Raw genomic sequence first — 10,225 nt, forward strand, 5'->3', positions numbered from 1 at the left:
GGCTGTTTCCGGAGCCAGCGATACCCCTTCCGACCCACGCGCATCATCTGACGCCAGACACGCCCCTGAAACGTCCCGATCCCACCGCATTGAGGGATGTCGTGCAGGCAATTGCGCCGCAATGATCTTCTGGCGTCATTATCATCATGGGAAACTTTACGCGGATTGATGAATTTCCATGAAAAGTGTTAGAATTTGCCGACCTGCAATGGCTCGGATATACACTATCGCCAGTACAGGCTGAACGGACAAATCCCTTCATATGACCAGCAAATTTTCTTCTTCCACGGATGAACATTCAGCCCTGGAACAGGAGATCGTAAGGGTCCGCCTGCAACTGGGACAGGCGCAGATGGAAACGGCCCTGCGGGATCAGCGGATTTACAAGCTGCGTCATTCCCTGTCATGGCACCTCACGTTGCCCGTACGTAAAATACGCCCTGCGGTGCTCAAGCAGCGTGATCTTATACAGACAGGGCAGCAGAAAATCGTCAATTGGGGCAGTCGTGTCAGTCGCCGCGTGGCGTCCATGCTGAAGGATGGGTCATCTGCCGCCTTACAACAGGTCGATGATGCGCCCCTGCCCCCGGCGGGCGTAAGGCGCGCCTATGCCGACTGGATCGCCCGTTTCGATATCCTGCATGATGCGGACATGGATATTTTCCAGCAGATCGAAACCACGTATCACCGCCAGTTCGCTCCTGTCCGTATCCTGTACCAGTTTGACAGCCATACGCTGTGCAATGCTGCTGAAATTATAGAAAGCCTGCAAGCCCAATACTTTACAAACTGGCGGGCGATTTTCCTGTTTGATCCGTCATGTGATGCGCAACAGGTGGCCGCAGTCAACGCCCGTATCGCTGATGCCCGCATCACGGCTGCTGCTCCCTTCCCCATGCTGCAGGAGGATGAGGCGCTGGTCCTGGCGTCCGGTCATGTCTGCCTGCGCCCCCATGCCCTTCTTGCCCTTTCCTGCGCCGCACGCAGCGGGGCGCGTCTGGTTTATGGCGATGAAGACATGCGTTCGCGGGGCGGGACCCGGCATACTCCCTTTTTCAAGCCTGATTTCTCGCCAGAACTGCTGTATCACGTGGATTACCTGACCGGCGGCAGCATGCTGGCGGGAAATGCGGCACTGAACCGGCATGTCCATACGGCGCTGCTGGCGGGGCAGGACATGCAGGCCGTGCTGCAACAGGCCGTGGAAGGTCTTTCCCGCGCGCAGACATGTCATATCCCGTTCATCCTGTCCCATCTGCTGGGACCTGAACCAGACCGTCAGCATGGCACGCCGCCCCTTCTCTCCTGTCCGACGGGCGGTTGGCCGACCGTTTCCATCATTATCCCGACCCGGGACCGTCTTGGCCTGTTGCGCGCCTGCCTGGACAGTATCAAGACGCGGACGGATTATCCGTCCGACAGGATCGAAATCATCATTGTTGATAACGGGTCGGTCGAGCGTGCCACGCTTGACTACCTGTCCGCGGGTCAGGGCGAGAACCGCTTTACTGTCATTCGCGATGACGGACCTTTCAATTACTCACGCCTTAACAATCTGGCCGCCGCACAGGCCCATAATGATATCATTGTCCTGCTGAACAATGATACCGAAGTGCTTACGCCCGCATGGCTGAAACTGCTGATGTCACAGGCGATCAAGAAAGATGTCGCGGCTGTGGGCGGAAAACTGCTGTATGACAACCGCACGGTGCAGCATGCGGGATGCGTGATTGGCAAGGGAGGCGGCGGCACGGACCATGCCGGCATCGGCCTGAAAGCAGATGATGGCGGCTATTTTGGTCTCATGAATGCCACGCGGGAGGTCTCGGCGGTTACCGCGGCCTGCCTTGCCATCCGAAAGTCCGTGTTCGAGGAACTGGGGGGGCTGGACATTCATCTTGCGGTTGCCTTCAACGATACGCTTCTATGCCTGGCGGCACAGGAGAAGGGATATCGGAATATCACGATCGGCACGCCGCTCATGCTTCATTACGAATCCCGTTCGCGTGGATATGATGATACCCCGGACAAGCAGGCGCTCTGCCGTGAAGAACTGAAGCGGACGCGGGACCGTCATGTGGATGTGTTTGAAAACGATCCCTATTACAATCCCAATCTTGATATATTCCACCTTTATGGACTGGCATGGCCACCACGGCGCGGAAAATTCTGGCGGCGTATCCCTGGCATTTCCCATGCAGGCAACATTCTGATCCTGCTGCCAGCATACCCGCATGATGAAAAAATCCATCCTTTTGTAGAATTGCAGGCACAGGCGCTGCTGAATGCGGGTTATAACGTCACTATTGGTGGGGGTCGCGCCGGGACGGGTACGGATACGTGTCCCTATGTCCGGGTCAATACGATAAAAGATGCCGCCAGTCTTGCTGTCGCACAGGATATGGACTGCGTTGTTGCATCCGTTGATAAATTCTATTCCATTACCGATATGCTCGGCAATGCCTGCCGCACTGTTTTCTATGATGCTGACATGGACAACATGCAGGATTGCGCTTTCCGTTATTTCTCCCCTCGTGGTCATTCATTCGGTCGTCTTCACATGACCAATGCTTCAGGTGATGCAAAATATGACCTGACATCATTCGTGGATATTGTAACGCAGAACATGCCGGTGGCCTGCCCGATCTGATTACGCCATTTTCAGGAAGCCATCGGCATTGACGCCATAGCGATAAAGACTGACAGAAAGACACCCGTACTGTGCCCAAAGCCCTGAAGATCCGTAACCTGCTGCTGCGTCCCCACAGTACGATCAAGGCGTTAAAAGCCGTTTCAGCAGCCCGTGCCGCAGCACGGCAGCATGATTGGAAAACCGCCAGGGAACACTATGCCCAGGCCCTGGCATACAATCCCGATCAGGCACGCATATGGATACAGTATGGCCATGCCCTGGGGCATATGGGACAGGCCAGCGAAGCGATGCAGGCCTATGCGCGTGGTACAGCTATGGTGCCCAGTGCGGACAGTTTCCTGCAATTGGGCCGAAGCTATAAAATTCTTGGCATGCGGGAGGCGGCCATCGAGGCATTCCGCAAGTCACTGGCACTCGATCCGGCCAACAAGGATTCACGTCTGGAACTGATTGCGCTGGGTGGCGCGGTCATGACAAAAAAGACCATTGATTTTACACCCGATGCCAAATTTTTAAAGAAAAATTATAATATTGATATTGAATCCGATGCGATCAGCGAAAAAGACAGAAAGGCGTTCGAACGTAAGGGAATATACCTGAACCTGTCGCATTTTTTACATACTCATGGCCTGACTACAGATTTCCTGACCCTGTTTGATCGGGATTATTATGCCCAAAAGCATAAGATTACAGGGGTAGATCCTGATGATCTCATGTTCAATAGCCTGAAGCATTTTACGACAACCGGCGTGCGGAACCAGTTCGCCGTCCGGAAAGGCATGGAATTCGAACCAGCCTTCTATCAGGAAAACTATGGACTTCCCGACATGTCAGGGGAAGACATTTATCGTTACTGGTTAAATCAGGGGATCATGCATGGGCATGCCCCCAATTCCACCGTCTGGATGGCATTGCGCAAGGCCCTTGAATACGGCGAAAGCGATGGGGGCGTGGCAAACCTTATCGACAATCTGGAGCAATCAACGGTTATTGCCGCCCTGGTGCGTGGAGATATGCTGCAGGGGATCAGGCCCACGGCCCGAACGGCCTTTCTATTCCAGATGGGCGCGGAATATCTATTTGATAAAGGGGATGGAAAATCCGCTGCCTTATTGCTTGAACGCCTGCTGGATGTCTTTCCGCATCATGAAGAGGCGCTCCTGCTTTACGCCGAGTACCAGATAACGCTGGAACAGTACCTGCTGGCAAAATGGTGCCTTGAAAAACTGGGCAAAGACACCCGGCATGGGTACCGGTTCCGGCTTGGCATGGCAAAATGCGCGTTGGGATTGGTTCATCATGACGAAGCCTATGATGATGTTCTGCAACTGATCCGGGATTATCCCGCCATTGCTTCCCTGCGTGACCTGCGATGGAAAATTGCTGAAATCTATTTCCATGCCGCCATGCGATCCTATCAGGATCAGGCACATATGGAACGTCGGGCGGACGGAATCCGTACCCTTGACCGATATTGTGCGGTCGTAACACAGGATAGCGGTGCCGAGATCCTGCCGCCACGCCCGATCCGTTCAGTCGCGCTATTTGGCATTACGGAACTGGAACAGTGTTATTTCTATCGGATATTACAAAAAGAAGAACAGATAAAGGCGGCCGGTTTCGATGTTGCATTTTATGACGCCAATCGGGACCATGAGAAGTTCGTTGCAGATATAAACCGTTTTGACGCAGTCATATTCTACAGGGTTTTTGCCAGCCCTTCCATTATCCGTGCGGTGGAAGCCGCACGGGTGGCGGGCCTGATTACGTTTTATGAAATAGATGACCTGTTATTTCAGTCGCAGCATTACCCGGACCCTTATGAAACATATGCAGGTCAGATTACATATGCACAGCATATTCGTGAGGGGATGGGTCCCCCATTGACATTGGGTGTGCTGCGCATGTGCGATTATGCCATTGCATCGACTGCGGTACTGGCCGAAGCCATGCAGCCTTATGTCAGGCAGAAAAAAGCGTTCCTGCATCAGAATGCAATGGGTGCGGACCACGAACGCTACCTGACCTATAAGCCGCCAGAAGCCGATAACGACGTCATCACCATCTTCTATGGTTCGGGAACACGCGCGCATAAGCAGGATTTTCTGGAACTGCTGGAGCCAGCCCTGCTGGAGATCGCGCGCCGTCATGGGGCGCGGGTACGATTTGTCATTTTGGGCTGGTTACCGCTTTCGGATACCTTCCGTAAGGAAGCCGGCGACCGACTGACGTTAAGCGAACCGATATGGGACATTCATCAATACTGGTCACTGCTCAGTCAGGCGGATATCAATCTGGCCGTTCTCAAGCGTTCACCGCATACGGATGCAAAAAGCGAGAATAAATGGATGGAAGCGGCAATGTTCGCCATTCCGTCCATTGTCAGCCGTACCCCGGCCTACGAGGCCGCAATCGAGGACGGGCGAACGGGAATCATGTGTTCCACGACAGGGGAATGGACGGATGCACTCGATCTGCTTGTGTCAGACAACAGGCTGCGACGACAGATCGGCCTGAATGCCCAGGCAGAAGTCCATGAAAAATATTCCCTTTCCCGAAAAGCGGAAAATATAAAAACCATATTCAATACGGTTTCCCCCCCTGTTGTTGCCGATACACGCAAGCGCCTGCTGGTTGTGCATGTTTTTTATGCGCCGCAGGTAATCGGGGGGGCAACGCGCGTCGTACATGACAATGTCATGTACATGAAACAGAATTACGGCAATGAGTTCAATATAGATGTTGTGTGCGTTATTGACGGCGCTGAAAAAGAATATGAAATCGAGACCTATGCCTGGGAAGGCGTAAGGGTCAAGGCAGTCACCCGCTCCCATCGGGGGGAAGGCATAGTACCTTATCATGACAGGAAAATGGGGGACATATTCTCCGCCACCCTGAAGGAATTCCAGCCAGATATCATTCATTTCCACTGTATCCAGCGCCTTACGGTCTCTGTCGTTGATGTCGCTCGGGAAGCAAATATTCCTTATGTCATCACGGTGCATGATTCATGGTGGATTTCAGACGAACAGTTTATTGATGAAAAACAGCCAGATTCCCTTTACAATTACAGCAATATAGCTTCGCTGCCTGCCCAGCTTCCTGAAACAGAGCGCATGCAGGCGCTCAAGCCTGCCCTGGACGGCGCCAAAGCTGTCCTGGCCGTATCAGAACCGTTTGCCGCGCTATATCGCAGTTGTGGCGTGCCCCATGTCATGACGGTTGAAAACGGTCTCTCTGCGTTTCCTGATCCCTGTGAAAAAAGCATTTCCCCGACCGGCCGGGTGCGACTGGCGCTGATTGGGGGCATGGCCCAGCACAAGGGCTTTGATCTGATCCGGGAGGTATTAAAAACAGAACAGTTCCATAATCTGCATTTCACCGTCATTGATCTTTCACGCATGTCGGGATTCTGCCATGCGGAAGAATGGGGCACGACCCCTGTGGAAATTATCGGGAAAGTCCCGGACAGCCAGATTTCCCAACTGTATCGTCATATTGACGTGCTGCTTGCGCCTTCATGCTGGTTTGAAAGCTACGGTCTGGTAACGCGCGAGGCCCTGGCGCATAAATGCTGGGTTGTCAGTTCGGATCGCGGTGCCATCGGCCAGCCTGTTGTGGAAAACAGAAATGGTCATATCATTGATGTTTCATCGACGGCTGGACTGAAGTCCATCTTACATAAAATCGATGCACATCCGGAAATATACACTCATCCCCCGGAATTTGAGACCAAGCTTCGCAGTGCGGCAGAACAGGGCAAAGAGCTAATAGACATTTATCGTCAGGTACTGGAAACCGGGCATGTCGTGTAAAAATGCAACCGGTTCATCCATACTTCTGTCACAACTGACGTGTCTTGGTTCAGGCGTATAGCCAGAACATGACACCTGCCGCGACTGATCGCCCGCCATGTCGCCTGCCCAATACTCTTTCAGGAAGCCAACATGCGGGTGTCTGACATGATGCATCCTGAACCGTCCGGCGCATCTTTTGACCATGACTGTGATGACATTTCCGCCGCCCTGCCCCGATCTCGCCTCCACGTGGTAACCAAATTTACGGTTGCAAATCTGCGCCGCCAGCGCCTGTTTCATGCATCCAGCAAGCTGTCAGCAGCCGCCACGGCACGATAGGCCAGAAGCAGGTCACGGACAGTGTCCGGAATGGACGGTTTCTGATATCGGGCCATCATTGTTCGCCCCGCCCACACCTCAATGGGAAGACAGAGCACCGAAACAGATTGCCGGACAAGGAACCCGAAGGCATACTTCCACCTTCCTTGTCATCACGCCCGACACAAGCCATAAAACCCGGACACCCTTCTTTTGCGCGGCAACGAAAGGGGGTAGCAGTAGCTTTCGATATAAATGAGGCGCCAAATGTTAAAGAAAAAAAAACTTCGTAGTACGCAATACTACCGTATGCATTCCGCCCCAGGGAAAGCGCTTGATAATTTCAATAAGAAAACCAAAAATCATATATTTAAAAAAATTATAAATAAATTACAGTTTGGATTATTGCCTACAGTTTTCCCATTTTTTAGAATTCACGTCATTCAATGTGGCAATATTTTATCGAAAAACAAAACACCTGTTTTATTGGGCATTGTCGCGGTTCGTGCCATCATTTCCATTCCAGGAACCGTTACAATTGCCAATATAAGAAAAAAAGATTCTGGAGCAATAATTGGCCGAGCTGTTCCCAAGCATATTGGTTCCGAAAATGGCATTAATATATGGTCAGCGAATATATGGATAGATAGTGGCATTATTGAAAAAAAAGAAGGAATAAAGCTGGCCCTTGAATTCAGGCATCATGAAAAACTTGTGTCTGAAAAGGAGCTGACAGTTGATGTTATTAGAGAAAATGATTTACCAGCTTATTTTATAGAGGATTTCAAACGCTCTGATTCCTACACGCCATCAAATGATAATCCATCAGAAAACCCTGTTACAACAGTATCCTCCAGACCTGCAATGATAAGGAATCCGGGAACAGGTATATTTTCAACCCCCATTAAATCAATAATACTACTAAGAATAGACCAGCTTGGAGATGTCATGTCATCTCTTCCAAGTGTACTTTATATAAAACGCATGTTCCCTGATGCGCATATCACGACCTTGACCCAGAGCAATGTAATTCCGATCATTGAAGCATCAGGAATTGCAGATGAAACCTTGCCCATCAGCTTAAATTTTCATGCTGAAAGTGAAAGCCGGTTTATAACAGATGACGAAAAAGAAAAAATAAAAGAAATATTTTCAGATCGCCATTATGATCTGGCAATTGATCTATCACCGGTCGATGATAGCCGCCCGCTTTTGCAACTTTTTTCCGCACATTACCGTGTAGGATTTAAACCTGAAAAATTCCGTTTTCTGGATTTTGGTATTACCGTAGATTCACATGATAAGCTGAACAGCCTATCCATTATCAGTCATGCCAGCCACATTGCCATGCTTATTAATGCATTGGCTCAGGCTATCAGTCCAAAGCAGGAAATCGTGCCACGCCTGCCAGTTAAAGATCATGACGAAAATTCCATTTTTTATAAATACAGAATAACAAAAAACAAATATATGGTTATTCATACCGGCGCTCGACACGCCATGAATAAATGGAAAACAGAAAATTTTATCAATCTTGCTGAAAAAATACATTCAAATACTGGTATGAGAATTGTCATTTTTTTTGATGATGAGTCAGAAATAAAAAAATTAGGGAATGTGGATCATCTTCCTTTTGTCATGCTTAGCAACTTAACAATTACACAGTTTGATGCAATCGTATCCAATTCATTATTGATGATTTCAAACGATACAGGCCCCAAACATCTTGCTGCGGTCCGTGGCATAGAAACAATCAGCATTCATCTCGCACGTCTGAACTGGCAGGAATGGGGACAGAATCAAAGAGGCGTTATCGTGACCAAACCTGTTCCCTGTGCTGGATGCATCATAAACAATGATCTGGATTCATGCGATGCAGATACGATATGTATTAAAAGCATAACAGTAGATGATGTCTATCGTGCGTTCCTGCAATGTTTTGAAAGGGTTTCTGCCCATTTATCCAATGGAAGGGAGAATTTATCATAAGGCACATTCCCAAACATTGCGATCAATAATTTATGGAAGGAGCAGTTATCACATGGAGACTGGGCGGCATCTCGTTACATTACTGATCTGCTTCCCTTGAAGGAAAAAATCGACCAGCAGGATTACGCGATTTCGACAGACGAAACTGAAATAACCCATTCGTCGGAACCGATCGCTGTGCTGACCAGTTTCATGGAATTAGCGATGAGGAATGGAAGCGCATAGCCCCTGATACCACCTGCGAACCGGCGAGGCCGGAAACGGGCAATTGATTTTCATGATATCATCAAAGCATCGTGCTATCTTGTCCGTTCAAGCTGTTGCTAGGCAACTTGTGGGTAAGGCTCAAGAAATGGCGGGCTATTTCCTCACGCTACAGAAAGACTGCTGCGTCCTTCCTGTCCGCCACTCCTTGAGCCTTGCCCACAGATTTTCGACCAGGTGCCGGCGTTTGTAAGCCCATTTGGGACAAGCGACTTCCGGATCATTCTTCCTTGACGGGATGACAGGACGAGATCCCCGGTCCCAGAGATATTCACGGAATTTATGCGAGGCATATCCGCGATCACAGACGACATAGGTCGGTGGGTGTGGCAGGTCGTCGAGCAGGGAATAAGCGGATGGCAGTTCATGTGCCTGTCCGGGCGACAGTGTGAAGGACAGTGTCCTGCCATGACTGTCCGCAGCTACACAGACCTTGGTGCCAAATCCTCCACGTGAGCGGCCAAGAGCCTCACGATCCTTTCGGCGCTCTCTGTGCCCCCTTTTTTAGCCGCTCCGGCTGCCTTGTGATGGGCACGGATCACCGTGCCATCAAGAAAGACCATACCCAATTCCGGGTCCGCGCCTCTTACCTTTTCAAAGAGGCGCTGCCATACACCGAGCTTCGACCAGCGAATGAATGACTGTGCTGCAATCCACCAGGGACCAAACTCAGATGGCAAGGCAAGCCACTTCGCGCCGTTCTGATGGCGCCAGAAAATCGCGGAAATCGTCCGTCGAAGGTTCTTCGGTGGGGTCTTGCCCTTCGGACGGACTTCCTCGATCAAAGGCTCCCAGACGGAACATGTGGTATCGGAGAAGACAGACTGCATCATGCTCATTATAAACAGCTATGCAGTCCGTTCTGTTATTCAAGACCTAACAGGCCCTAGCAGCCTGTCGGGTTGGGGTACCCTGTGAAGAGGTGAAGTTGTAAGGTGGTGTGATGAGCAGCTTCATCCCGTTTGACCGGTCTCAGCCGTATCTTCTGCCGCCTGATCTGAAGTCGTGGCTTCCGGCTGATGATATGGCGCATTTCATTTTAGCCGCCGTTGAGCGGGTTCCGATGAGTGCGTTCTGCGTGCCAGTGCGCACGGGAGGCAAGGCACAGTATCATCCGCGCCTGATGCTGGCCCTTCTGATCTTCAGCTATGCGAACGGGTTGTTTTCCTCACGCCGGATCGAGCGGGCGACATATCGCGACATC

General features: G+C 50.9%; 5 protein-coding genes and 1 pseudogene. 4 read left to right on the forward strand and 2 right to left on the reverse strand.

Annotated features, from left to right (window positions below; all coding sequences use genetic code 11):
- Nucleotides 1–262: 262 nt before the first annotated feature.
- Complete coding sequence (locus CFR76_RS13100) at nucleotides 263–2,650, forward strand: glycosyltransferase family 2 protein (protein ID WP_110557440.1); 2,388 nt, start codon at nucleotides 263–265, stop codon at nucleotides 2,648–2,650.
- A 71-nt stretch (nucleotides 2,651–2,721) separates the two neighbouring features.
- Nucleotides 2,722–6,468 carry a glycosyltransferase gene (locus CFR76_RS13105; protein ID WP_110557441.1) on the forward strand — a complete coding sequence of 1,249 codons (3,747 nt, stop codon included), beginning with the start codon at nucleotides 2,722–2,724 and terminating at the stop codon, nucleotides 6,466–6,468.
- On the opposite strand, the gene CFR76_RS17790 is transcribed toward CFR76_RS13105, so the two are convergent.
- Entirely contained in the window at nucleotides 6,421–6,750 is a 330-nt protein-coding gene (locus CFR76_RS17790; RefSeq protein ID WP_146222684.1) for a hypothetical protein, read from the reverse strand. The two genes, CFR76_RS13105 and CFR76_RS17790, sit on opposite strands and share 48 nt — an antisense overlap.
- Before the next feature lie 285 nt (nucleotides 6,751–7,035).
- Here CFR76_RS17790 and CFR76_RS13110 point away from each other — a divergent pair, with 285 nt between their 5' ends.
- Nucleotides 7,036–8,757: a glycosyltransferase family 9 protein gene (locus tag CFR76_RS13110; protein ID WP_167402142.1), complete on the forward strand. Its 1,722-nt coding sequence runs from the start codon at nucleotides 7,036–7,038 to the stop codon at nucleotides 8,755–8,757.
- 387 nt (nucleotides 8,758–9,144) lie between these two features.
- Here CFR76_RS13110 and CFR76_RS18495 read toward each other — a convergent pair.
- Nucleotides 9,145–9,851 (reverse strand): annotated as a pseudogene (locus CFR76_RS18495) (IS5 family transposase); the annotation flags it as partial.
- Between the two features lie 113 nt (nucleotides 9,852–9,964).
- On the opposite strand from CFR76_RS18495, the gene CFR76_RS13130 reads away from it, so the two are divergent.
- A partial coding sequence (locus CFR76_RS13130; RefSeq protein WP_167402143.1) for a transposase occupies nucleotides 9,965–10,225 on the forward strand: 261 nt, incomplete at its 3' end.

The sequence above is a fragment of the Komagataeibacter swingsii genome (assembly GCF_003207895.1).
In the GTDB taxonomy this organism is placed as follows: domain Bacteria; phylum Pseudomonadota; class Alphaproteobacteria; order Acetobacterales; family Acetobacteraceae; genus Komagataeibacter; species Komagataeibacter swingsii.